The sequence below is a fragment of the Mesorhizobium sp. ESP6-5 genome, assembly GCF_020164695.1.
Lineage (GTDB): Bacteria > Pseudomonadota > Alphaproteobacteria > Rhizobiales > Rhizobiaceae > Mesorhizobium > Mesorhizobium australicum.
Map to the genome: position 1 here is coordinate 15,357 of NZ_JAIUGR010000018.1, position 24,582 is coordinate 39,938.

Consider the following 24,582-nt stretch of genomic DNA (forward strand, 5'->3'; position numbering starts at 1 on the left):
GTCCGCTCCAGTTCACATCGGCCCGGGCATCATCTTGGTCGGTTTTTCCAGCATCGGAAACTCGGCCTTGTTGCATTTCACCTTCGGGTTCGTCGGACTGAACATGCCGTTCGGATTGTCATCGAGCCAGGCGTGAAGATCGTAGTGGACGAACTCCTTCGGGATGAGCGGATAATGTCCCTCCATCGGGCCCATGAAGGTTTGACCGAACAGCTTCGGAGGCGCCTTGATGTCCGGGGTTAGCGGCACCAGCCATTCCACGCCGACCAACTTCAGGCCTTTCTTAGTCGGCTCGTAGATCAGGACGTTGGGCTTCATCGGGTCGAGTTTCTGGCCGACGCTTGGAACATTGACGAAATGAATGCCCATGGCGCCTTTCGGATAGTCCATGGAGCCGGGTATCTTTTCTCCGCTGTAGTAGACGCAGCCGACCGTCGAGAGATAGAGATCGCGGACGGCGGCGGTGTAGTCCTGATATTTGGCGAGCGATTTTTTCAACGCGTCCATGTCGGCCTTGTTGGCGTCCTCGGCATGAGCCGTGGCGAGGCCCAACCATGCACCTACAACACCTGTCAAAGCGAGGACGCCGCAGCGCCCAAGGCTGGCTGTTCTTGTCATGCATTCCTCCCAGATTTCTGATCTGGCCGTGCAAGACCGAGGCGGCGGCAAAGTCGTTGATTGCGCGGCCGATTAAACCGCCCCATCCCCTTTGGAACGCGGCAATGCTAATCCTTTCCACGGCTGCGGAAAAGAACTTATTAGATATTGCTAATTTTATTTGACTACTGTCACGAAACTGGCACCGCCAGTATACGCCTGGATGAAAACGGCCCCCATTGGGGGCCGTTTAGCGTGACAAACACGGCCCTGCTCAGGTGAGCGGCGAAAGCTGAATCTCGACGCGTCGGTTCTGGGCCCGGCCCTCGGCCGTGGCGTTGGAGGCGACGGGCCTCGTCTTGCCAAATCCGGTGACGGCGAAGCGGCGCTGGTCAACGCCCTGGCCGGACAGATAATTGGCGACCGCCAGGGCACGGCGCTGCGACAGGTCGAAATTGTGCTGGTCGCCACCGGTCGAATCGGTGTGGCCGAAAACGTCGACCGTGGTCTGCTTGAACTTCTTCAGCACCAGCGCCACCGAATTCAGCACCTGGTAGAAGCCGGGCTTCACCGCGTCCTGGTCGGTGTTGAAGGTGATGTCGGACGGCATGTTGAGGATGATCTGGTCGCCGCTGCGGGTGACGCTGACGCCGGTGCCCTCGAGCTGCCGGCGCAGTTCCGCCTCGTTCTGGTCCATAGTGGCGCCAATGGCGCCGCCGGCCAGCGCGCCGATGCCGGCGCCGATCAGCGCATTGCGACGATCATTGCCGCCGGCAAGCAGACCAAGGCTGGCACCGGCCAGAGCGCCAAGGCCCGCGCCCGCCGCCGTGTTCGAAATCTTCTGGTCGCCCGTATACGGATCGGTGGTGGTGCACGCGGTCACGAGCAGAGCCGTCGCCATAACGACGAGCACGGTCTTCTTCATAGGATGGTCCCTCTCCAAGTCACGCCTTACGATGGCGCCAAATCAGCCCTTGCCGCGACTTGTAGCATGAAATGCGGCGAAAAACGGAACGGGAAAAGCGCCTGCCGATTATCCAGTTGGCCGCCCGGTGTGGCTACCAGAGATTCTTGCCGTCAATGACCACCACTTCGACTTTATCGAGATCGAAATCATCGAACAGCCGCGCGTTCACGCTGATCTTCGGATTGTCGAAATCCGGCTCGCCGGTCGACCAGTCCGGCGTTTCGGTGAAGGTGCCGCAGCCGCAGGTTGCGCAAAAACCATGCTTTACGGTTTTTGAGCCCCACTGATAAAAGGAAACATTCTTCAGCGGCGTGACGAGCTTGAACTGCGATGGGGTATAGTAGGCCCAAAGCGAGCCGCGTTTCGAGCAGAACGAACAGGTGCATTGCGTCACCGTCTGCGGCGCTTCCGACACCTCGAACATCGTCGCCTTGCAGTGGCAGCTTCCCTTGATGGCCATGAATATCACCTCTCCATTGTCCGCCGCCCAGGCGGCAAGGCACCATAAAGAAGCGATCCTGACAACTGGCCGTCAGCAGCCTTTGCGCCAATGCACTTCAACTGTCGGCGCGTCTCAAAATGAGCGCGGCGGCACGAACAGGCATATCGTCTTGCCGGCATCGAGACCGGCCTGATGCGCGCACCAGTGAAATTCGCCGTCAGGGCTGTCCTTGACGCGCTTGTCCGTCATCGGAACGACTTCGCCGGTACCGGCAATCACGTAGCCTTCGGGCTTTTCCAGGACTTCGCCGGTGTGCGTGGCACGACAGTCATAGTTGGCGCAGCAGGCGAACGGATAGCTCCAACCCTGCGGCTTTGCTGCCGTGGGCTTGGCATCATGAGCAAAGGCCGCAGGCGCGAACATCGCGACGGCAAACAGAGAAAACATAAGTCGGCCGACCGGTTGAACGGCTCGGGCCGATCTGGGCGTGGCAGCAGACATGGGACGTTCCTTTCGAGCGTCAAGCATTTCGCCTGCCCGTTCCCGGAACGTGTCTTCCCAGTGGCCGGATCATCAGTCGCAGATATGCCGCGTCCGGCCATAAATGCTTTTTGTCTCCCAGCATTTGGATGCTGGGCTGATTCCTTGGTCGGCGCAAGAAGCCGCTGCGCCCAGATATGAGCGCACGCCATAACACACTGCTACCGCTGACGAGATTCAAGCCAGGTAAGTTCCCGGCAGGCGGGGCATGCAAACAACGGGATTGGCCCGGAGTGGTTCCAGCCGCTCAAATCCAATCACATGCTCTTGATTGCCGGTGACAGTGCCGACGATCGTCCGCAAAGGAAAATCAGCCACCCTGCAGCCGAAGAAGGTATAAGCAGCCGGCCGAACGGCGAACATGCGCCGCGCTCGCTTTGGGAGCAAGAAAAGCCCCTTCCCGCACCAGAGCGATGTGCCGAGTCGGGACCAATCACCACGAACTTGTCGCGCCGCACCGGCGAACACTTGAGGCCAACACCGGGGGCCGCACGACAATACCTCCGCTTTTGCGACGGCTCGCGATCATTGCCCGCGCAAGCAGCCTAATCCAGGTCCGCCACAGCTTCGCCCGCGCCACCCTCGATGCGTTGCGATAGCGAAGCTTCCATGAAGTCGTCGAGGTCGCCGTCGAGCACGCTCGAGGGGCTGGTGCTTTCGACACCGGTGCGCAGATCCTTGACCAGCTGATAGGGCTGCAACACGTAGGAACGTATCTGGTGACCCCAGCCGATGTCGCTCTTCGATGCCTCGGTGGCATTGGCCACCGCTTCGCGTTTCTTCAGCTCTTCCTCGTAGAGGCGCGAGCGCAGCATTTCCCAGGCCTTGGCCTTGTTCTTGTGCTGCGAGCGTTCGGCCTGACAGGCGACCGCGATGCCGGTGGCGATGTGGGTGATGCGCACGGCCGAATCTGTGGTGTTGACGTGCTGGCCGCCCGAACCCGATGAACGATAGGTATCGATGCGCACGTCGGATTCAGAGACGTCGATCTCTATCCTGTCGTCGACCACAGGATAGACCCAGACGCTGGAGAAGGACGTATGACGGCGCGCATTGCTGTCATAGGGTGAGATGCGCACCAGGCGGTGGACGCCGGATTCGGTCTTCATCCAGCCATAGGCATTGTGGCCCTTGATCAGCAAGGTCGCGGACTTGATGCCGGCCTCTTCGCCGTCATGCACTTCCAGCACCTCGACCTTGAAGCGGCGGCGCTCGGCCCAGCGCGTGTACATGCGCAACAGCATCGAGGCCCAATCCTGGCTCTCGGTGCCGCCGGCGCCGGCATGGATTTCGAGATAGGTGTCGTTGGCGTCCGCTTCGCCCGAGAGCAGCGTTTCCACCTGTCGGGCCTTGGCCTCGCCCTGCATCGAACGGATCGCGGCTTCGGCTTCGGCGACGACGCCTTCGTCGCCCTCTTCCTCGCCGAGCTCGATGAGACCGATATTGTCTTCCAGCGCCTGGGTCAGGCCCTTGACCGCCGCGATGCCTTCCTCGAGGCCCTGGCGCTCGCGCATCAGCTTCTGCGCTTCCAGCGGTTCGTTCCAGAGACTGGCGTCCTCGGCCCGCACGTTCAGGTATTCAAGCCGCTTTATGGCCTGATCCCAGTCAAAGATGCCTCCTCAGCAGGGTTATCGCCTGCCTGATCTCGTCGACGATATTCTGCGTTTCCGCGCGCATGGCCTGATGTTTTGTCCTGTTGCTGAAATGACGCTTCGGTCGGCGCGATACATAGGGACGGTGCCGCCATGTGTAAAGCGAAATGGGCCAGCCGGAGGCAGGCCCAACTGGACGCGTGAATTCGTCAGTAAAGGCCGCCGCCGCCGTCCTGGATGGCCTGGTTGGCCTGCGGTGACAGCGCGCCGCCCGAGGCGTTGGAGCCATCGGCACCCATGCCGATCACCCAGTAGCTGTCGGCGGGGCCGGTCCCCGGCTTGAAAGCCTCGATGATGGTGCCCGCATCGCCCGAGGAGGAGCGCATGCCGGTCTTGCGGTTGATGGCGATCAGGTTCATGCCGTCAGGCACCTTGAAGTCGACATTGGGCGTGCCGTCCAGCGCCACACGCATGAAGTCCTTGAAGATCGGGGCGGCAAGACCGCCGCCGGTGGCGCCGTGGCCGAGGCCGCGCGGCGTGTCGTAGCCCATGTAGAGACCAACCACGAGGTTCGGCGTATAACCGATGAACCAGGCGTCCTTCTCGTCGTTGGTGGTGCCGGTCTTGCCGGCGATGTGGCGGCCAAGTTCCCCGATTGTGGCGCCGGTGCCGCGCTGGACGACGCCTTCCATCATCGAGGTGATCTGGTAGGCGGTCATCGGATCGAGCACCTGCTCGGAATTGTCGACCAGTTCCGGCTCGGGCTGGTTTTTCCATTCAGGAGCGTTGCAGCCTTCGCAGCCACGCTCGTCCTGCTTGAACACGGTCTTGCCGTAGCGGTCCTGGATACGATCGATCAGCGACGGCTTGATCGACTTGCCGCCATTGGCCATGATCGAATAGGCCGAAACCATGCGCATGACGGTCGTCTCGCCCGAACCCAGCGCCATCGGCAAATATGGCGCCAGATGATCATAGACGCCGAAGCGCTCGGCATATTCGACGACCAGCTTCATGCCCATGTCGTTGGCAAGCCGCACCGTCATCAGGTTGCGCGACTTCTCGATGCCGGAGCGGAGCGTTGCCGGCCCGGCGACGGTGCCGTCATAGTTCTTCGGCGTCCAGGTGGTGTTGCCGCTCTGGATGGTGATCGGTCCGTCCATGATCACCGAGGCCGGAGTATAGCCATTGTCGAGTGCGGCCGAATAGACGATGGGCTTGAATGACGAACCCGGCTGGCGCATCGCCTGGGTGGCGCGGTTGAATTCGGACTGCGAATAGGAGAAGCCGCCGACCATGGCCAGCACGCGGCCGGTGTGCGGATCCATGGCGATCAGTCCGCCTTCCACCTCGGGAACCTGGCGCAAGCTGTAGGTATTGTCGGAGCCGTCGTTCTTCTGGACGAAGATGACATCGCCCGGCTTCAGCACGTCGGCCGGCGACTTGGCCTTGACTGTCTTGCCCTCGACCACATGGCGCATGGCAAAGCCCATGTCTTCCTTGCTGACGGTGCCTTCGACGCGTTCCTTCACGATATCGCCCGACGCCTGGCGTGCGGGCTGCAGGCCGATCGACAGCCCGGACGCCGAACTGTCGAGCACGACGGCCAGCGACCACTCGGGAACGTCTTCCAGTCCCTTGACGGCGCCCAGCGGCACACCCCAATCGCCGGAGACATCGATCGTCTTCAACGGCCCGCGATAGCCACGCAAAGTATCGTATTTCATCAATCCATTCTGCATCGCCTTGCGGGCGATGAGCTGGACCTTCGGGTCAAGGGTGGTGCGAATCGACAGCCCGCCCTCATAGAGCGCGTTCTCGCCATAGCGGGCAATGATCTGCCGACGAACCTCTTCCGTGAAATACTCGCCGGCGAAAAGGTAGGAGCCGCTGCGGCGCGGAGCAACGCCAAGCGGCTCGGCCTTCGCCTTTGCGCCCTCTTCAGGCGTCACGTAACCGTTCTCGACCATCTGGCCGATGACCCAGTTTCGCCGTTCAATTGCGCGGTCGGCGTGCTTGAAGGGATTGTAGTTGGCCGGACCTTTCGGGAGCGATGCCAGATAGGCGGCCTCGGCCACGGTCAGCTCGTTCACCGATTTATCGAAGTAGGTCAGTGCCGCACCGGCAACGCCATAGGCGTTGAAGCCAAAGAAAATCTCGTTGAGATAGAGCTCGAGGATACGATCCTTGGAATAGGCCTGTTCGATGCGGAACGAGAGGATGGCCTCCTTGACCTTGCGTTCCAGGGAACGCTCGTTGGTGAGCAGGAAGTTCTTGGCAACCTGCTGGGTGATCGTCGAGCCGCCCTGCATGGGGCCACCCGAAACGTAAGTGATAACCGCTCTGCCCAATCCCGTTATATCGACACCGGGGTGGCTGTAGAAGTTCTTGTCCTCAGCCGACAGGAAGGCAGCCTTGACGCGATCCGGGATAGCCTGGATCGGCAAATACAGGCGCCGTTCCCGCGCGTACTCGGCCATCAGCGCGCCATCCGAGGCATGGATGCGGGTGGTCACCGGAGGCTCGTACTTTGCAAGCACTTCGTAGTCAGGCAGATCCTTCGCTACATGGCCGATGTAGAGGGCAACGCCCGCCGCGGCCAGGAGGGCCAGCGTCGTGCCTATGCCGAAGAAATAGCCAATGAGACGAATCATACCCGCTCCAGTCCTTGGTTCGGGAATTTCCTAAACGAAGCCGCCTTTCACGCAAGCTTTCGAGCCGGTCCCAACCCGTAGTCGAAAACCCATGTCGCCACCATGTGGACAAAATACGGCAAGGCCTGATTTCGCAGCCGCAAGCCCGAAATAAAAGCGCAGGGTGTTGTCATCGCGCAACGCCGCCTCTGGTTGCAGGCGCCGCCGGGCATTGTCAACCTCCGGTTCCAGCCCCGGCACGCGCGGAAGCGAACAATGCCACGGCATTGGTGATGCTTTGCGCTGCCTTGCCGCGCCACTCGGCGTCAAGCAGTTGCGCCTCGTCCTTGGCATTGGAGAGATAGCCGAGCTCGACCAGCACGGACGGCACGTCGGGGGCCTTCAGCACCTTGAACCCGGCCGAACGCTGCGGATTGTTGATAAGACCGACGCTGGTCGACAGCTGACCGACCAATGTGTGGGCAAAACTCATCGAGAAGGTGTGCGTCTCGCGCCGGATCAGGTCGATCAGGATGTCGGTCACTTCCTTGCTGTCGTTCTTGATGACCATGCCGGCGAACTGGTCGGACAGGTTTTCACGGTCGGCCAGCGCCTGCGCTTCCGGATCGGAGGCCTTGTCGGAAACGGTATAGACGGTGGCGCCGCGGATTCCCTTGACGCTGATCGTGTCGGCATGAATCGAAATCAGCAGATCGGCTTCATGCTGGCGGGCGATGCGGACGCGGTCGTCGAGGCGCAGATATTCGTCGGTATCCCGGGTCATGAAGACATCGTATCGGCCGGCGGCCGCGAGTTTGTCGCGCAGCTCCGCGGCAAAGGCCAGCGTGACGTTCTTCTCGATGGTGCCGTTCAAACCTTCGGCACCGCCGTCTATGCCGCCGTGGCCGGGGTCGATAACGACGGTGAATCGGTGGCCTGGATTGGAGACAGGCCCGGTTCCGACCCGGCCGCCCTTGTCGGTCGAAACCGTGGAACCGGTGGTCAGCGCCTGATTGGCAAGAGCGGCGTCGAACTCACGTTCGGAGGCCGCCGACATGTCGACGGCAAGGCGGTAGCCGGTTCCGTCCTCGTTCTTGAGCACATCGAGCTTGTCGACGGCGAACGGCCCCTTGCCGGTGAGGATCAGTCGCGAGACGCCCTCGCCGAGCTCGCCGAGCCGCACGCCCTTGACCAGGCCACGCGGCTTCAGATCCTTGGCATCGATGGCAAATCGGGTGTTCGCAAGATCGATGACAAGGCGATTGGGTCCGCGCAGCAGGAACCATTTGATGTCAGGCTCGCGATCGAAATCCATGACGATGCGCATCTTGGTGGCATCGCCGGCCATTTTGTAGCCCTTGGCCATGAGCGGAGCGTCGGCCGCATTGGCAACCATGGAAAAGGCTACAGGGGAAAAGACTTGGGAAATCGCCACCAGCAGCAGGAGACAGAAGGCACGGAGAACCTGGCCGCCAACACGACATCCCTTGTCTGTGAAGTCCGCCAGTCCCATCTTTCTTCCAGTCGCTCCCGGTTTGGCGCCAGGCGCCGGTTCGTTTCGTCAACATGCCGGTTAGGCCGCGAGCTCGATTAACGATTGGTATCCAGAGAAGGTTAACCAAGCCTTTTCACGCAAGGACGGGGCCAGGCTTACGCTACGGAACTGCTTTTTGCCGGCATCGGAAATCGGGGTTGCCTTCCAACCCGCCAAATCATAAAAGCGATGGTGGATCACTGCAATCCTGGAACCGCCCTCCTCCGCAGCTTCCTGCTACAGGGTCAGATGAAAGGCGGCTCCTTTCGCTTCACGCGAAAAGGCTTCAGGTGATTGCGACGAATTTCGCAGGTGTGCTCCCGTGGCGGGGGAATCGCCTGCGTGAGGAAAACGGCCCGGGTTTGTTCCCGCGCCGGCTCTGTATGAGCAAACAAGCTGGTCCGGTTTCCGGGCTTTGGTTCAAAAGGTTCTGCTGGTGACGATGGCTTCAAGCGCAATCATGGAAAGGTCCGCATCAAACCGCGCCAATATGGCTGCGGGCGGCACCGCCATGACACGCAGGCAGCGTCCGGCGGACATTCAGACATCCGGCACCCACACACCAGAAACGCAGCAGCGGGCTTTGCCTTGCAAGCTGCGGCTGACGGCTGCCGGGAGGAAACGAAATAATGCCCAACAAAATGCTGATAGACGCCTCCCACCCGGAGGAAACACGCGTAGTCGTCGTACGCGGTAACCGTATCGAAGAATTCGACTTTGAATCCCAGGACAAGAAGCAGCTCAAAGGAAATATCTATCTCGCCCGTGTAACGCGCGTCGAACCTTCCCTTCAGGCAGCCTTTGTCGAATATGGCGGCAACCGTCACGGTTTTCTCGCCTTCAGTGAAATACACCCCGATTACTACCAGATTCCGGTCGCCGACCGTCAGGCACTGCTGCGCGCGGAAGCGCAGGAGGCCGAGGACGAAGAGAACGAGGACGGCGAAGGCGACGATCGCCAGAGCCGGGATCGTGGACGGCGCGGTCGCCGGCGCGGCGGCAAGCCCCGCGACCGTGGTGAAAACAGGCGCGATGCCGGCACGGCCGAATCCGGCGAGGCAAGCGAAGCCGCCGGCGAGGCAGACGAAAACAACGACAATGGCCCGGATGACAATGGCCCGGACGTTATCGCCGAGAACATGGCCGACGTTTCCGGGACCACGGAACACGCATCCGACGCCTCGGAATACGCCGACGCACCCGAACAGGACGAGGTTTCTTCCGAACAGGATAAAGGCGAGACCAACGACGGCCCTCCCAAGTCGATCGCCGCCTCCGTCGAAGGCGATGTGATTTCCGAGCCCATCCCGCATGCCGAACAGGGCAGCGAAGCCACCTCCACCGACAATGATCGCGGCATGCTGGAGGAAGTATCCTCTTCCCATCCGGACGATCATGAGATCGAATCGGTCGGCGCCGAGGACGCGCTCGAGGAAGTGCGCAATCGCCGCAAGCCGGTGCGCCGCCAGTACAAGATCCAGGAAGTGATCAAGCGCCGGCAGATCCTGCTGGTGCAGGTCGTCAAGGAAGAGCGCGGCAACAAGGGCGCGGCGCTCACCACCTATCTGTCGCTCGCCGGCCGCTATTCCGTTCTGATGCCGAACACGGCGCGCGGCGGCGGTATTTCGCGCAAGATCACCAGCGCGGTCGACCGCAAGCGCCTCAAGGAGGTCGTCGCCGATCTCGAAGTGCCGCAAGGCATGGGGGTCATCCTGCGCACCGCCGGCGAGAGCCGCACCAAGGCTGAGATCAAGCGCGACTACGAATATCTGATGCGGCTGTGGGAGAACGTGCGCAATCTCACGCTCCAGTCCACGGCCCCTGCCCTTGTCTATGAGGAAGGCAGCCTGATCAAGCGCTCGGTGCGCGACCTCTACAACAAGGACATCGACGAGATTCTCGTCTCGGGCGAAGAGGGCTATCGCGAGGCCAAGGATTTCATGCGCATGCTGATGCCGAGCCACGCCAAGGTGGTTCAGCCGTTCCGCGACACGACGCCGATCTTCGTGCGCAACGGCATCGAGGCGCAGCTCGACCGCATGCTGCAGCCGCAAGTGACGCTGAAGAGCGGCGGCTACATCATCATCAACCAGACCGAAGCGCTGGTCGCCATCGACGTCAATTCGGGCCGTTCCACCAAGGAGCACTCGATCGAGGACACCGCGCTCCACACCAATCTGGAAGCGGCCGAGGAAGTCGCCCGCCAGCTCAGGCTGCGCGACCTTGCCGGCCTGATCGTCATCGACTTCATCGACATGGAGGAGAACCGCAACAACCGCTCCGTCGAGAAGCGGCTGAAGGATCACCTCAAGAACGATCGTGCTCGCATTCAGGTCGGCCGCATCTCGCATTTCGGCCTGATGGAGATGTCGCGTCAGCGCATCCGCGCCAGCGTGCTGGAATCGACCATGAAGCCGTGCCCGCATTGCGGCGGCACCGGCCATGTCAGGTCCGATTCGTCGGTGGCGCTGATGGTGGTACGGGCAATCGAGGAGTTCCTGCTCAAGGACTCGCGAAGCCACATCACGGTGCGCACGCCGGCCGCGACCGCGCTCTACGTGCTCAACCACAAGCGCGGCACGCTGGTGGAACTGGAAAGCCGCTTCGGCCTGACGATCACCATCGAGGCAGACGATGCGGTCGGTGCCCAGCACTACGCGATCTTCCGCGGCGCGCTGGCCGAAAAGCCGGAAGGTTTCGTCGAGGTGCGCAGCCTGCCGGCCTATGTCGAGCCGGAAGAGCCCGAGGACGAGATCATCGTCGCCGAGGAGGAAGACGAGGCGCCGGCCCAGGCCGAACAGCCGCGCCACGCCCAACAGCCGCAGCATCAGCAGCCCAAATCCGGCGAGGACGGCGAAGGCCGCGATCGCAAACGCCGCAAGCGCCGCAGGCGGCGTGGCGGCAAGGACCGCGACCGCGAGCATGGCGCCCCAACCGACGGCGCTTCCCTCGCCACGTCCGATGACGGTTTCTCCGCGTCGGAAGGCGCGGCGGACCATGGCGATGCCGAGGTAGACGACGAGGCTGCGGTCGCCGCAACCGAGACCGTCGAAACGGCGGAAGCGTCCGACGATGGCCAGGGCAAGAAGCGTCGGCGCGGCAAGCGCGGCGGCAAGCGCAACCGTCGCGAAGACGGTGAAGGCGAGACCGAGGCGGAAGCCGGCGAAACGACCGAGCCCGCCGAAGCTGATGCTTCGCTAAGCGAGCCTGTGTCGATCGAGCCGGTGGCTGCCACCGCCGTCGAACAACCCGCGGCTACCTTGAGCGACGAGGTGCCAAGCACCGAGAAGCCCAAGAAACCGCGTCGCGCAGCCAAGCCGAAGAAGGCGGCCGCCGAAGCCGTCGCCGAGGAGCCGACCGCGGACCTGGCCGTGCAGGCACCGGCCGAAACGCCAGCCACGGCATCGGACGAGGCAGCGGCCGCCGAGGAGACGCCGAAGGCCCGGCCATCGCGCCGCAAGGCGGCAGCCGCTGATACGCCTGTCGTACCGGTGGTTTCCTCGACCGTCGCCGATGAGCCTGAAGTCAAGACCGAAGAAAAGCCGAAGCGTGCCGGCTGGTGGCAGCGGAAAGGCTTTTTCTAAGCTTTTCAAATCGTTGAATTGAATCTTTGACAAAAAATCCCGCGCCGATCGAAATGAACGGCGCGGGATTTTTCTTATCGGCAGGTCACGTTTCTACGGCGCGAAGATCGACCAGTTCATCATCCTGGCGAGCTTTTCCAGCGCGATCGACCCCAGCTTGGAATTGCCGTTGGCGTTGAGGCCGGGCGACCAGACGGCGAGCGAGGCGACACCCGGCACGATGCCCAATATGCCGCCGCCGACGCCGCTCTTGCCGGGGATGCCGACGCGGAAAGCAAAATCGCCAGAGCCGTCATAGTGGCCGCAGGTCAGCATCATGGCGCCGATGCGCCGCGCCCGCTCCGCCGACACCACGGAATGCCCGGTCGCCGGGTTCTTGCCGCCATTGGCGAGGAAGCGGCCGGCCATTGCCAATTGCCGGCAGCTCATGGCAATGGCGCAATGGTGGAAGTAGACGCCCAGCGCCAGTTCCGGTGCATGATGGAGATTGCCGAAGGATTTCATGTAATTGGCGAGCGCGAAGTTGCGGTAGCCAGTGGCACGTTCGGAAGCCGCGACCTCGCGGTCGATGATGATCGTCTCGTCGTCGGCGAGGAACTGGATGAAGCGCAGTATCTCGCCGATCGCCTCGCGCGGCTGGTGACCGGCAAGCAGGATGTCGGAAATGACGATGGCACCGGCATTGATGAACGGATTGCGCGGAATGCCGTTCTCATGCTCGAGCTGGACAATCGAGTTGAACGGGTTGCCGGAGGGCTCGCGCCCCACCCGCTTCCACAGCGCATCGCCGACATTGCCGAGCGCCAGCGTCAGCGTGAACACCTTCGAGATGCTCTGGATCGAAAACGCCTGGTCGGCATCGCCGGCCACGAGCGTGCGGCCATCATTGGTAACGGCCGCGATGCCGAATTTCTTCGGGTCGACCTTGCCCAGTTGGGGAATATAGGTCGCCACATCGCCGCGATCGGTGCGTTCCGCCATTTCCGCCGCGACTTCCGCCAATGCTTGATCAAGTTTGGGGGCCTGTTCGACTTCCGGCATGACGCTACCTCAACCAGCGTTCGATGTGCGCCATCGCCTCGACCATGTCGTCGTGGCTGCCAGCATAGGAAAACCGCATCGTGAGATGCCCCGCCCTGGTGTCGAAATCGCGGCCGGGTGTCGCTGCAACATGCGCCTCGGCCAGCATCCTGCGGGCGAAGACCATGCTGTCATTGCTGTGCCGGGTGACATCGCAAAAGGCATAGAAGGCGCCATCCATGGGCGCCGCCAGGGGAAAACCCAGCTCCGGCAAACGCTTCATCAAGAGCTCGCGATTCCAGGCATAGCGTCCCTTCACCGCCTCCAGTTCCTCGGTTGCGGCAAAAGCCTCGATCGCCGCAATCTGCGACAGCTCCGGCGGCGAGATGTAGAGGCTCTGGGCGATGCGCTCGACCGGCCGCACGAGTTCTTCCGGCAAAACCATCCAGCCGATGCGCCAGCCGGTCATGCAGTAGTATTTCGAGAAGGAGTTGATAACCGTCACGCTGCCGCTGAAGGCGAGTGCCGTGGTGTCGGGGGCGCCATAGGCCAGCCGATGGTAGATCTCATCGGAAATGACGGCGATGCCGAGCGATTCCGCCGTGGCGACCAGCGTCGCCAGTTCGTCGACTGGGATGACGGCGCCCGTCGGATTGGCCGGACTTGCAAACAGCACGCCCTTCAGCGGCGCCTCGCGATGCGCGGCTTCCAGATGGCTAGCATGCAGATAAGCCGCGTCGCCGAGCTCGATTTCGACCACGTCGATGCCAAGGGCTGCCATGATGTTGCGATAGGCGGGGTAGCCGGGCGCGGCGATGGCGACCCGGTCGCCCGGGTCGAACATCGCCAGGAAGGCGAGATTGAAGGCCGCCGACGATCCGGTGGTCACCGCGATCCGGCCGGGGTCGACATCGAGGCCATAATGATCCGCGTAATGCCCGGCGATCGCCTTGCGCAGCGGGGCCAGACCCAAGGTGTCGGTATAGCCTATGCGTCCAACCTCCAGCGCCTTGGCGGCGGCGGCGCGAACCCGTACGGGCGCTGGATCGGATGGCTGGCCGACCGCCATGGAAATCACCGGCACGCCCTGAGCCCTCAGCCGGTTCGCTTCGGCCAGCACATCCATGGCGTGGAACGGCTCGACATTGCCGCGATGGGAGAGCGAAACGACCATTTTTACCCCTGTCCCCAGGATTGAGCGCGCCAGGTCCTGACGCATGCGCCGCACAAATGCCCGATTGATGTGAGGATCACAAGTTGAGGAAGTTTTTCAGGCGCCGACTTTTCATCTTTCGCCCGCTCGTCTACCAGTGGACACATTATGTTGAGCCGACCCAGATCGACGATTGCCCGGGCAGCGCGTGTCTTCGCGACGGTTTCGCTTGCCGCCGCAGTTGCGGTTGCCGGTTCGCAGACCGCCTTCGCCCAAGGCGTGCCAGTGGTCCGCGACGCCGAGATCGAAGCCCTGGTGCGCGATTATGCACGGCCGATCTTCAGGGCCGCCGGGCTGGCGAATGACGGCATCGACATCGTGCTGGTCAACGATTCCAGCTTCAACGCCTTCGTCACCGGGCGCCGGTTGTTCATCAACACCGGCGCGTTGATGACGGCTGAGACGCCGAACGAAATCATCGGCGTCATCGCACACGAAGCCGGGCATATCGCCGGCGGCCACCAGCAGAAACTGCGCGACCAGCTCGAACGCGCCAAGACCATGGCCATCATCGCCACCTTGCTCGGTGCCGGCGCGATCGTTGCCGGTGCGACCACGAACAGCCGCGGCCTTGCCGGCGCCGGCATGGGCGTGGCGGCCGGCGGCGGCGAGATGGCGCAGCGCAGCATCCTCGCCTACCAGCGCACCGAGGAAATCACGGCCGACCGCTCGGCCATCACCTATCTCAATGCCACCGGCCAGTCCGGCATGGGCATGCTGAAGACCTTCCACCGCTTCCAGACCGCGCTGTCGCTGTCGGGCGCGCAGGTCGATCCCTACCGGATCAGCCACCCGATGCCGCAGGACCGCATCGCCAACCTCGAGGTGCTGGTCAAACAGAGCCCCAACATCGACAAGATCGACGCGCCGGCACTGCAGCAGCGCCACGACATGATGCGGGTGAAGATTGCCGTCTACATGGAAGGCCAGGCCGCCGCGACGCGGCTGATGCAAAAGATGCGGGGCAGCATGGCGGCGCTGTATGGCGATGCCCAGTCGGCCTATCTCTACGGCAACATCGCCGCGGCGCTCACCAAGACCAACGCCCTGATCAAGGCGCAGCCCAAGAATGCCTACTTCCAGGAGCTGCTCGGCGATATTCTTATGAAAGCCAACAAGCCCGCGGATGCGGCCGACGCTTATTCCAAGGCGGTCAGCCTCGACCCGGCACGGTCCGGCCTGTTGCCTGTCTCGCTTGGCCAGGCGCTGATGGCGGTCGGCACGCCCGACTCGCTCAAGAAAGCTGTCGTGCAGATCAACAATGGCCTGGGCCGCGACAAGGAAAACTCCACCGGATATCGCTATCTGGCGCAGGCTTATGGGGAGCTGGGAGACATACCGGGCGCGGAGCTTGCCACCGCCGAAGGCCATTTCTATTCCGGCAACTACAAGGATGCCAAGATCTTCGCCATGCGGGCGCAACAGCAGATGAAGCGCGGCGAGCCGCGCTGGATACGCGCCCAGGACATCATAAACTACAAATCGTCAGGCAAGAGCCAGTAATCTCATGAACCTTCCGGCCGCGTGCTGCGACACAGCCAGACCGGAAAACAGGCAGAAGGAACGACAACGATGAAAAAGGCACTGCTGCTGGGCACCACGGGGGTTGCGGTCGCCCTTGCCATGCTGGCTTTCGGTTTCGTGGCCGGCAGTCCGCAGGTTGCGAAGGCCGGAACGGCACAGGCTGTCCAGACGGCTCAGCCTGTCCAGACGGCGCAGCCTGTCCAGACGGCGCCCGATACCAAAATCGACCGCACCGAGGTCGAGGGAATCATCCGCGACTATCTCCTGAAGAATCCGGAAGTGCTGCTGGAAGTGCAGGACGCGCTCGAGGCCAAGCAGAAAGAGGAACAGCGGCTAGCGGCACTCGGCGTCATCAAGAACGCCAAGGACCAGATCTTCAATTCCACCTTCGACGGCGTTGTCGGCAACCCGAACGGCAAGGTCACGATCGTCGAATTCTACGACTACAATTGCGGCTTCTGCAAACGCGCCATCGAGGACATGCGGGCGCTTACCAAGTCCGATCCGGACCTGCGTTTCGTGCTCAAGGAATTCCCGATCCTCGGCCCGGATTCGCAGAAGGCGAGCGTCGTCTCGATGGCGTTTCACCTGATGATGCCGGAGAAATACGGCGAGTTCCACAATGCGTTGCTCGGCGGCCAGGGGCGCGCCACCGAGGCAACCGCGATCAAGATCGCGCTTTCGCTCGGCGCCGACGAGGCGACATTGCACGAGAAGATGAAGGACCCATCGATCACCGAGGCCTTCACCAAAACTTACGATCTTGCCAACAAACTGCAGATCACCGGAACCCCGTCCTACGTCGTCGGCAACGAGGTCGTGTTCGGGGCGCTCGGGCAGGAAGTGCTTGCCGAAAAGATCGAGGCGGCGAAAGCCGCGCTTTGAGCGGCAAGCGGTTTTCTTCACGGGCGCATTTCGGCCTGTTGTGGACAGTGAAAGAACGCACTTGCGCTCTTTCCGCGGGCGACTATGCCCGGTATAGAGGCCCAGCGCGCCGGCTTGATGCCGGCGCCGGAAAAGGTCGGTTTTTTTGAAAACGGTTTTTGTCCTGAACGGTCCCAATCTCAACGCACTCGGCAAGCGCGAGCCGGGCATCTATGGCGGCAAGACGCTTGCCGCCATCGCTGACGACTGCAAGCAGGCAGGTGCGTCGCTTGGGATCGAGATCGATTTCCGTCAGTCGAACCATGAGGGCGATCTCGTCGACTGGATCCAGGAGGCCGGCGACAAAGCCGCCGGCATCGTCATCAACCCAGGCGCCTATAGCCATACCTCGATCGCAATCCACGACGCCATCCGTTCGATCGCGCCATTGCCGGTTGCCGAAGTTCACCTTTCCAACATTCACGCGCGGGAACCGTTCCGCCACGTCTCCATGGTCGCGCCGGTCGCTGTCGGCATGATCTGTGGCTTTGGGCCGCTCGGCTACACGCTGGCGCTGCAAGCGCTCGCCGCACGCCTATGACCGGCCAACAAACAGAAGGCTCGAAAATGTCGATAAAGAAGACCGGTGTTGACCAGCAACTGATCCGCGATCTGGCGGGCATACTGAACGACACCAACCTGACAGAGATCGAGGTGGAACTCGGCGACCTGAAGGTACGGGTGTCGCGGCAGGCGCCCGCCGTTCACGCGATTGCGGCCCCGCAGCCCACCTATGCACCAACGGCAACCCAGCCCGCGGCCGCCCCGGCGGCGGTCGACGTGTCGAAAAACGCGGTGACCTCGCCCATGGTCGGCACCGCCTATCTGGCGCCGTCGCCGGACGCAAAGCCGTTCATCGAGGTCGGCCAGAAGATCAAGGAAGGCCAGACGCTGCTGATCATCGAGGCGATGAAGACGATGAACCAGATCCCCTCGCCGCGCGCGGGCACGGTGACGGCGATCCTGTTCGAGGACGCTACGCCGGTGGAATACGGCATGCCGCTCGTCGTGATCGAGTAGAGCGGACCTGATGTTCCAGAAGATCCTCATCGCCAATCGCGGCGAAATCGCGCTCCGGGTGCTGCGCGCCTGCAAGGAGCTTGGCATCCAGACGGTGGTGGTGCATTCGACCGCCGACGCTGACGCCATGCATGTCAGGCTCGCCGACGAAAGCGTGTGCATCGGTCCGCCGCCGTCGCGCGACAGCTATCTCAACATCCACCAGATCGTCGCGGCCTGTGAGATCACCGGCGCCGACGCCGTGCATCCGGGCTATGGCTTCCTGTCGGAGAACGCCAAGTTCGCCGACATTTTGGCGGCGCACAACATCACCTTCATCGGCCCGTCCGGCGACCACATCCGCATCATGGGCGACAAGATCGAGGCCAAGCGCACGGCAAAACGCCTCGGCATTCCGGTTGTGCCCGGTTCCGACGGTGCGGTGACCGAGGAAAAAGAAGCCAGGCGCATCGCCGCCGAGATTGGCTATCCCGTCATCATCAAGGCGTCGGCCGGCGGCGGCGGACGCGGCATGAAAGTAGCGCATACGGAGGCAGACCTCGAAATCGCACTGCAGACGGCACGCTCGGAAGCGGGCGCGGCCTTCGGCGACGACGCGGTCTACATCGAGAAATACCTGGAGAAACCGCGCCACATCGAGGTGCAGGTGTTTGGCGACGGCTTCGGCGGCGGCGTGCATTTCGGCGAGCGCGACTGCTCGCTGCAGCGGCGCCACCAGAAAGTCTGGGAAGAGGCCAATTCGCCGGCGCTCAACGCCGAGGAGCGGTCCCGCATCGGCGGTATCTGCGCCAAGGCGATCGCCGATCTCGGCTATTCGGGCGCCGGCACCATCGAGTTCCTGTACGAGAACGGCGAGTTCTATTTCATCGAGATGAACACGCGCCTGCAGGTCGAGCATCCGGTGACGGAAGCGATCACCGGCATCGATCTGGTCCACGAGCAGATCCGCGTCGCGTCCGGCGGCGGCCTTTCGGTCAAGCAGGAAGACATCAAGTTCAACGGCCACGCCATCGAATGCCGTATCAACGCCGAGGATCCCCGCACTTTCACTCCCTCGCCCGGCACGATCACGCATTTTCACACGCCGGGCGGCCTCGGCATCCGCGTCGATTCCGGCGTCTATTCGGGCTACAAGATCCCACCCTACTATGACAGCCTGATCGGCAAGCTGATCGTGCATGGCCGCAACCGCGTCGAATGCATGATGCGGCTGCGGCGGGCACTCGACGAATTCGTCGTCGACGGGATCAAGACGACGTTGCCACTGTTTCGCGATCTCGTCGGCAATGCCGACATCGCCAATGGCGACTACGACATCCACTGGCTGGAAAAATATCTGGCCAAGGGCGAATAGCCTCAACTTGCCGCTATAATGACGCGATGACCCGTCCCTACGCGCCAGGCTATCGCATCCCAACCGACCTTCTGCTCAAGGCATACGCCTCGGGCGTCTTCCCCATGGCCGAAAGTGCTGGTGACCCAGAAGTCTTCTGGGTGCGGCCGGAGACGCGCGGCATCATCCCGCTCGATGATTTTCACACCCCCAAAAGCCTGAAGAAGACGATCCGCAGGCACCTGTTCGAAATCCGTTTCGATTTCGATTTCGAGGCGACGATCGATGGCTGCGCCGAAAAGCGTGAGGAGCGCCGCTCTACCTGGATCAATGCGCCGATCCGCGAAGCCTATGTGCAACTGCACCGCATGGGTCATTGCCACTCGGTCGAGGCCTGGCGCGAGGGGCGTATGGTCGGCGGCCTCTATGGCGTCTCGCTCGGGCGGGTGTTCTTCGGCGAAAGCATGTTTTCCAAAGAGACGGACGCGTCGAAGACCTGCCTAGTGCATCTCGTCGAGCGCCTGAAGGCACGCGGCTTCGCGCTGCTCGATACGCAGTTCACGACAGAGCACCTCAAGCGTTTCGGCGCGGTCGACGTGCCGCGCGGCAAATACGAAAAGATGCTGGCAGACGCGCTAAAAGGCGAAGCGGTCTTTTTTCCGTAGGATCAGGCCCTACTTGGGCGACGCCTCGATCGGCGTCTGCGCATGGAACATCATCTTCCAGCCATTGACGCGATGGACGTAGCCGGTGCTGACCAGCGCCGCATAGGGCTCGCCATTTTCGCGCGTCGCATGCGCTTCATAGGTCAGCATGACGATATCGCTGCCGGGTTCGATTATTCCCTTGAGTTCGATGTCGAGGTCGCGCCAGCGGTTGGGTTTGGCTGCGGTCTTGGCCAGATCGGCATTGTCCATGGCCTGTGCCATCTGTGGAAACGCCACAAGGCATTCGGTGTCGACATTGGCAGCATAGTAGGCAGTGTCGCCCGTCCAGAACCCCTTTTCGAGCTCCAGCAACTCGGCCTTGTTGGCCATGATCCGCTTGCTGTCCGACATTGGCGTATCCTCAACGCGCGTGGTGGTGGTCCAACGCGCGCCAGCCATGGCGGTTCCAAGAGATCAGTTGGTGTCCGTCGTAGCCGGTTCCACGGCGTCGTCGGGCTGTGCCGCGTCGGGAGCGACCGGGGGCTTTGGCTTGGTCGCGTCTGGCTTCGACGCGTCGGCTTTCGCCCCATCGGCCTTGGTCGAGCCACTCTTGCCAGCATCGGGCGCCGGCACATCCGACTTCTGCTTGCATTCCTTCAGCCAGACGTCATAGACGGCATGTTCGACGGCGTTGAGCCCCGGACTTTCCGCAAACATCCAACCGGTAAAGATACGGCGGATCTTGCGGTCGAGCGTGATCTCGTCGACCTCGACGAAAGAATCGGTTTTCGGCTGTTCGTTCTGCGGCCGGGAATAGCAGACGCGCGGCGTGACCTGCAGGGCGCCGAACTGCACCGTCTCGTCGATATAGACATCGAAGGTGATGATGCGGCCGGTGATCTTGTCGATGCCGGCGAACTCGGCGACCGGGTTGGTGATGCGATCCGATCCCGAGGGCGCCGCCGGCGCCGGGGCGGCGGGAGCGGGTGCGGGTGAAGCCGCAAAGGCGATGGTGCTGACGGCGAGGCTGGCTGCTAACGTCAGGCCGCCCGTCAATGTCGGGTTGAAAAAGCTCATGCAGGGGTACCGGTGGTTCGCGCCCAGGTGATTCCGTCGATCGCCAAGGCTAGTCGCCGTTTTCTGATCAGCAAGCAGCTAAACACCAATTGTGGCGATAAAGGACCGGCCTGCACCTTACCTTTGCAACTCGCGCCGTTACGAGCCCGGCGTCCAGGCGTCGTAGTCGCCGGTGACCTGCGGGCGGTGTTGATTGGTCAGCACCGAGCCCTTCGGACGATAGGCCGATGGCGTGCCGGTCAGATTGGGTAAATGCGGCTTTTGCCAGTCGCGCGGCCGGTAGTCATCGCTGGGGGGAGCGATATCGACACGATGGTGAATCCAGCCGTGCCAGCCCGGCGGAATGGCCGAAGCTTCCGAATAGTTGCGGTAGATGACCCAGCGACGCGTGCGGCCTTCCGAATCGATACCGCCTTCGTAATAGACATTGCCGGCCTCGTCCTGGCCGACCCTCTTGCCGTAGCGCCATGTGTGCAGGCGCGTTCCCAGCGTCTGGCTGTTCCACCAGGTGAAAAACTGCGTCAGGAAAGTCTTCATCTCAGAACCCTCGCGCTGGCGGCGCCCGTTTCCTGCTTATGGCGTCAGGCCTTCGGGAAGGCAAGGGTTTTGCCACGAGGAGCGCGCAAATGGCGCGCCAGGGACCCGACACCAGCCTGTGATCCCCGGGGGTGACCGGATGCGCGCTTGCCAAGCCTTGCCGCTCTTTCTAAAGCTCTGCGCGCCCATGCGAAAATCCTGTCCCGCTGGGGCTGAAGGAGGCGACGATTGGCCACGCAATTGCCGACCACCGATATTCGCGTCGGCGCCGACCTGATTCGCCGCCGCAAGGGCGGCACGCCGATCGTCTGCCTCACCGCCTACACCTATCCGATCGCCCGCCTGCTCGATCCCCATGTCGACCTGCTCCTGGTCGGCGACAGCGTCGCCATGGTCCTGCATGGCCACGAGACGACGCTGGGCGCCTCTCTGGAGATGATGATCGCGCACGGCCAAGCCGTGATGAGGGGCTCGGCCCGGGCCTGCGTGGTCGTCGACATGCCGGCCGGCAGCTATGAGGGGTCCGCCGTGCAAGCCCTGGCCTCGGCACGGCGCATCGTGGGCGAGACCGGCTGCCAGGCGGTGAAGCTCGAAGGCGGCGTCGACATGGCTCGTCAGATTGCCGCGATCGTGGCCGCCGATATCCCGGTCATGGGCCATATCGGCCTGCAGCCTCAATCGGTGAAAAAGGATGGCGGCTACAAGATCAAGGGCCGCACGGACGAGACTGTAGCCGCCCTGATCGCCGACGCGCTGGCGGTCGAGAAGGCCGGCGCGTTCTCGGTGGTCATCGAAGGCACGATCGAGACGGTCGCCGCCGACATCACCCGCCGCATAGCCATTCCAACCATCGGCATCGGCGCCAGCGACGATTGCGACGGCCAGATCCTGGTCGTCGACGACATGGTCGGGCTGACCGTCGACCGCGTGCCGAAATTCGTCAAGCAATACGCCGACCTGCGCAGCGTGATCACGCATGCCGCGGAGCGCTACGCATCGGAGGTGCGGGATCGCGTTTTCCCCGGGCCCGCCCACGTCTTTTCAAAAACCAACGGCGGGGATGACGCGTGAGCCGGCCCCACGTCGTCGACAGCGTTGCCGCGCTTCGCGCGCGAATCCGCGACTGGCGGCGCGACGGACAACGCATCGCCATGGTGCCGACCATGGGCGCCTTGCATGACGGGCATCTTTCGCTGGTCAAGATCGCCCTCGAAAGGGCTGATCGTTGCGTGGTGTCGATCTTCGTCAACCCGACGCAGTTCGCACCGACCGAGGATCTCGACAAGTACCCGCGCCAGTTGGCCCGCGACCTCGACATGCTGGCCGCAGTCAAAACCGACCTTGCCTTCACGCCCGGTGTCAGCGAGATGTATCGCGCAGGCTTTGCCACGAAGATCTCGGTAGGCGGCCCGTCAGCCGGGCTCGAAACGGACTTTCGCCCTACCTTTTTCGACGGCGTCGCCACGGTGGTGGCCAAGCTTCTCCTGCAGGCCGCACCCGACTTCGCCATCTTTGGCGAAAAGGATTACCAGCAGCTTTGCGTCGTCAGGCAGCTTTGCCGCGACCTCGACCTGCCTGTCGAGATCATCGGCGCGCCGACCATACGCGACGCGCATGGCCTCGCCATGTCGTCACGCAACGCCTATCTCGATGAAGCCGAACTCCAGATCGCTCGCCAATTCAACGTCATTCTGCGCAAGGCAGCTGCCGCGCTGGCGGCGGGCGCAGGACAGGAGGAAACGATCGCCGAAGCAGGCCGCGTCTTGGTCGCGACCGGCTTCCAGGCGGTGGATTATGTCGAGGCCCGCGACAGCCTGACACTCACGCCATGGCGGCGCGACCGCGCGGGCCGCGTTCTCGCCGCCGCCTGGCTGGGAAAAACCAGGCTGATCGACAATGTGGAAGTTCCTACTGCCTGATCGGCGTTCGTACTCTCGATCAAGTCGAAGGCCCGCCGCTGCCGATGCCAAGGCACGGGGAGGCGATCCGCTGACAAGTCACCGCCGCGTTCGCTCTGGCCAGGCTTCATCCGTCTGGCTTCTGGCTCCCAGCCTATTCCTCGGTCGGCATATGCAGGTACATCGACTGGATGCCGACCCTGCCCGGCCCGGTGAAGCGGTTGACGATGAAATTCAAGTTGGCACCGAAGAAGCCGCTCGACAGCCGGTCGATCTTGGTCTCCATCCTGACCGAGGCATCCTTGAACAGCCAGCCGCCGGGCTCGATGTCTATGATCTCGCCCGGAGCGAGCGTCTTTTCAAAAACGTTGCCATAGCCGTGCAGCCAGACGATGCCGTCACCGGTATCGCCGCGAAACCGGTCGATGAAGAAGCCGCTCTGGCCGAACAGCATCGTCGCCAGGCCGCGTACACGCTCGAACGTGTAGTCGACATTGCTGGTGGCGGCTAGAAACTGGTGCTCGCGGACCTGGATCTCCTCGCCTCGCCGCAGGTGAATCGGCACGATGTGACCCGGCCCATCACGGCTGAAGGCGATGATGCCCGCCCCCGACGCCTCGGTGACGAAGATCTGCATGCCGGCCATCATGCGCTTCAGCGCGCCCTTCAGCGATTTCAGGCCGATGGTGATTGTGGAATTCTTCCACAGCAGGATGTGGTGCTCGAAATAGACAGGCATCCGCGTCACATCGACGGAAAGCACGGGCACCAGTTCGCCCGCTATGTGATAGGTGACGCCACCAAAGGTTTCATCCGACACCTCGGTCGGCATCAGTTCCGGCAGACTTGGCATGGTTCCCCCCAAAGCCATCCTTGTGTCGGTTTATTCCGGCTTCACACGGGTCGGCCTAGGCAGCTTTGGTGCCGGACACCAGGGCCGTCAAACGAAAACAGATCCCGCGACGCGCGCTCGCGCGAAGGTGATCACGCCGCCACGGTGCTCAGGCGGCAAGTACCCGTTCATAGATCAGCGCCGGGATGGCAGAGCTGGCGGAGCCGCAATTCTCGGTGCGGCCGATCTGGACGAAGCCGTTGGCCTGATAAAAGGCAACGGCGCGGGTGTTCTTCTCTTCCACTTCGAGCCGAATGCGGTGAGCTTCCGGAAAACTCTCGATGATCTCGTCGAGGAGCATGCCGCCGATACCGCGGCCCTGCAGCGAGGGAAGCACGTAGATCTGCCTGAGCATGACCACGCCGCCGCCATCGACGGCTTCGGCAAACGCCATGCCGCCAATGCGCTTGCCGTCATCGGCAACGAGGAACTCGCTGTTCGGCTTTGCCAGCCTGGCCTTCAACGAGGCGATGGAGTGCCATTCATTGGTGATTTCGGTGACCCGCTCAGCGCCATAGATGGCGTCATACGTCGCATGCCAGGTCTCGACGAGCAACGCCCGGACGGCTGCGAGGTCGCGATCCCCGGCGGTGCGAACGAACATGCTT

Annotated in this window: 23 protein-coding genes; 9 read left to right on the forward strand and 14 right to left on the reverse strand. The window is 62.5% G+C overall.

Features of this window, described 5'->3' with window-relative positions:
- Positions 1 to 12: 12 nt before the first annotated feature.
- From LB524_RS25580 to LB524_RS25610, 7 genes are all read right to left on the reverse strand, one after another.
- A complete protein-coding gene (locus tag LB524_RS25580) occupies positions 13 to 618 on the reverse strand; it encodes a hypothetical protein (RefSeq protein ID WP_224531076.1) in 606 nt (201 codons plus the stop codon).
- Positions 619 to 871: 253 nt separating this feature from the next.
- The gene (locus tag LB524_RS25585) at positions 872 to 1,522 is read right to left on the reverse strand and encodes an OmpA family protein (protein ID WP_015318025.1); all 651 of its coding nucleotides are present in this window, start codon (positions 1,520 to 1,522) and stop codon (positions 872 to 874) included.
- A 133-nt stretch (positions 1,523 to 1,655) separates the two neighbouring features.
- Positions 1,656 to 2,024 (reverse strand): GFA family protein, encoded by a 369-nt coding sequence (locus LB524_RS25590; protein WP_015318026.1) that lies wholly within the window; start codon positions 2,022 to 2,024, stop codon positions 1,656 to 1,658.
- A gap of 114 nt (positions 2,025 to 2,138) precedes the next feature.
- Entirely contained in the window at positions 2,139 to 2,507 is a 369-nt protein-coding gene (locus LB524_RS25595; RefSeq protein ID WP_015318027.1) for a hypothetical protein, read from the reverse strand.
- A gap of 584 nt (positions 2,508 to 3,091) precedes the next feature.
- Positions 3,092 to 4,223, reverse strand: a protein-coding gene (prfB, locus tag LB524_RS25600) for a peptide chain release factor 2 (RefSeq protein ID WP_015318029.1) whose coding sequence is annotated in 2 segments (ribosomal slippage) — positions 3,092 to 4,156 and positions 4,158 to 4,223 — 1,131 coding nt in all. Because the reading frame shifts where the segments join, the coding sequence is not laid out codon by codon here.
- Positions 4,224 to 4,347: 124 nt separating this feature from the next.
- A complete protein-coding gene (locus LB524_RS25605) occupies positions 4,348 to 6,792 on the reverse strand; it encodes a penicillin-binding protein 1A (protein WP_140720555.1) in 2,445 nt (814 codons plus the stop codon).
- A gap of 214 nt (positions 6,793 to 7,006) precedes the next feature.
- On the reverse strand, positions 7,007 to 8,284 hold the full coding sequence (locus LB524_RS25610; RefSeq protein WP_015318031.1) for an N-acetylmuramoyl-L-alanine amidase: 1,278 nt from the start codon (positions 8,282 to 8,284) through the stop codon (positions 7,007 to 7,009).
- A gap of 650 nt (positions 8,285 to 8,934) precedes the next feature.
- On the opposite strand from LB524_RS25610, the gene LB524_RS25615 reads away from it, so the two are divergent.
- Entirely contained in the window at positions 8,935 to 11,889 is a 2,955-nt protein-coding gene (locus tag LB524_RS25615; RefSeq protein WP_224531078.1) for a ribonuclease E/G, read from the forward strand.
- 93 nt (positions 11,890 to 11,982) lie between these two features.
- Here the strand turns inward: LB524_RS25615 and LB524_RS25620 are convergent, their stop codons facing one another.
- Together LB524_RS25620 and LB524_RS25625 are read right to left on the reverse strand one after the other, a co-directional pair.
- Complete coding sequence (locus LB524_RS25620) at positions 11,983 to 12,930, reverse strand: glutaminase (RefSeq protein ID WP_015318033.1); 948 nt, start codon at positions 12,928 to 12,930, stop codon at positions 11,983 to 11,985.
- 4 nt (positions 12,931 to 12,934) lie between these two features.
- Positions 12,935 to 14,083, reverse strand: a complete 1,149-nt coding sequence (locus tag LB524_RS25625) for a pyridoxal phosphate-dependent aminotransferase (protein WP_140665505.1) — start codon at positions 14,081 to 14,083, stop codon at positions 12,935 to 12,937.
- A gap of 147 nt (positions 14,084 to 14,230) precedes the next feature.
- Here LB524_RS25625 and LB524_RS25630 point away from each other — a divergent pair, with 147 nt between their 5' ends.
- The 6 genes from LB524_RS25630 to aat all read left to right on the forward strand — a co-directional run bounded on the left by LB524_RS25630 (position 14,231) and on the right by aat (position 19,588).
- Positions 14,231 to 15,625: a M48 family metalloprotease gene (locus LB524_RS25630; RefSeq protein WP_224531079.1), complete on the forward strand. Its 1,395-nt coding sequence runs from the start codon at positions 14,231 to 14,233 to the stop codon at positions 15,623 to 15,625.
- A gap of 69 nt (positions 15,626 to 15,694) precedes the next feature.
- On the forward strand, positions 15,695 to 16,531 hold the full coding sequence (locus LB524_RS25635; protein WP_224531080.1) for a DsbA family protein: 837 nt from the start codon (positions 15,695 to 15,697) through the stop codon (positions 16,529 to 16,531).
- A 145-nt stretch (positions 16,532 to 16,676) separates the two neighbouring features.
- Positions 16,677 to 17,111: a type II 3-dehydroquinate dehydratase gene (aroQ, locus tag LB524_RS25640; protein WP_015318037.1), complete on the forward strand. Its 435-nt coding sequence runs from the start codon at positions 16,677 to 16,679 to the stop codon at positions 17,109 to 17,111.
- A 26-nt stretch (positions 17,112 to 17,137) separates the two neighbouring features.
- Positions 17,138 to 17,590 carry an acetyl-CoA carboxylase biotin carboxyl carrier protein gene (accB, locus tag LB524_RS25645; RefSeq protein WP_015318038.1) on the forward strand — a complete coding sequence of 151 codons (453 nt, stop codon included), beginning with the start codon at positions 17,138 to 17,140 and terminating at the stop codon, positions 17,588 to 17,590.
- A gap of 10 nt (positions 17,591 to 17,600) precedes the next feature.
- Positions 17,601 to 18,944 carry an acetyl-CoA carboxylase biotin carboxylase subunit gene (gene accC / locus LB524_RS25650; RefSeq protein WP_015318039.1) on the forward strand — a complete coding sequence of 448 codons (1,344 nt, stop codon included), beginning with the start codon at positions 17,601 to 17,603 and terminating at the stop codon, positions 18,942 to 18,944.
- A 26-nt stretch (positions 18,945 to 18,970) separates the two neighbouring features.
- Complete coding sequence (gene aat, locus LB524_RS25655) at positions 18,971 to 19,588, forward strand: leucyl/phenylalanyl-tRNA--protein transferase (RefSeq protein ID WP_140616925.1); 618 nt, start codon at positions 18,971 to 18,973, stop codon at positions 19,586 to 19,588.
- Between the two features lie 9 nt (positions 19,589 to 19,597).
- Here the strand turns inward: aat and LB524_RS25660 are convergent, their stop codons facing one another.
- The 3 genes from LB524_RS25660 to LB524_RS25670 all read right to left on the reverse strand — a co-directional run bounded on the left by LB524_RS25660 (position 19,598) and on the right by LB524_RS25670 (position 21,184).
- Entirely contained in the window at positions 19,598 to 19,981 is a 384-nt protein-coding gene (locus LB524_RS25660; RefSeq protein ID WP_140616926.1) for a hypothetical protein, read from the reverse strand.
- Between the two features lie 63 nt (positions 19,982 to 20,044).
- Positions 20,045 to 20,647, reverse strand: a complete 603-nt coding sequence (locus LB524_RS25665) for a DUF2155 domain-containing protein (protein ID WP_224531081.1) — start codon at positions 20,645 to 20,647, stop codon at positions 20,045 to 20,047.
- A gap of 138 nt (positions 20,648 to 20,785) precedes the next feature.
- Positions 20,786 to 21,184, reverse strand: coding sequence for an NADH:ubiquinone oxidoreductase subunit NDUFA12 (locus tag LB524_RS25670; protein WP_015318043.1), 399 nt, complete (start codon positions 21,182 to 21,184; stop codon positions 20,786 to 20,788).
- A 228-nt stretch (positions 21,185 to 21,412) separates the two neighbouring features.
- Between LB524_RS25670 and panB the strand changes: the two genes are divergently transcribed.
- Both panB and panC read left to right on the forward strand, forming a co-directional pair.
- Positions 21,413 to 22,255: a 3-methyl-2-oxobutanoate hydroxymethyltransferase gene (gene panB / locus LB524_RS25675; RefSeq protein ID WP_140616929.1), complete on the forward strand. Its 843-nt coding sequence runs from the start codon at positions 21,413 to 21,415 to the stop codon at positions 22,253 to 22,255.
- Positions 22,252 to 23,103, forward strand: a complete 852-nt coding sequence (gene panC, locus LB524_RS25680) for a pantoate--beta-alanine ligase (RefSeq protein WP_224531082.1) — start codon at positions 22,252 to 22,254, stop codon at positions 23,101 to 23,103. The genes panB and panC overlap by 4 nt, the downstream gene beginning before the upstream one ends.
- Positions 23,104 to 23,236: 133 nt before the next feature.
- Here panC and LB524_RS25685 read toward each other — a convergent pair whose 3' ends face one another.
- Together LB524_RS25685 and LB524_RS25690 are read right to left on the reverse strand one after the other, a co-directional pair.
- Complete coding sequence (locus tag LB524_RS25685; RefSeq protein ID WP_015318046.1) at positions 23,237 to 23,935, reverse strand: AIM24 family protein; 699 nt, start codon at positions 23,933 to 23,935, stop codon at positions 23,237 to 23,239.
- Positions 23,936 to 24,083: 148 nt separating this feature from the next.
- A complete protein-coding gene (locus tag LB524_RS25690; protein WP_140792530.1) occupies positions 24,084 to 24,578 on the reverse strand; it encodes a GNAT family N-acetyltransferase in 495 nt (164 codons plus the stop codon).
- Positions 24,579 to 24,582: the final 4 nt, after the last annotated feature.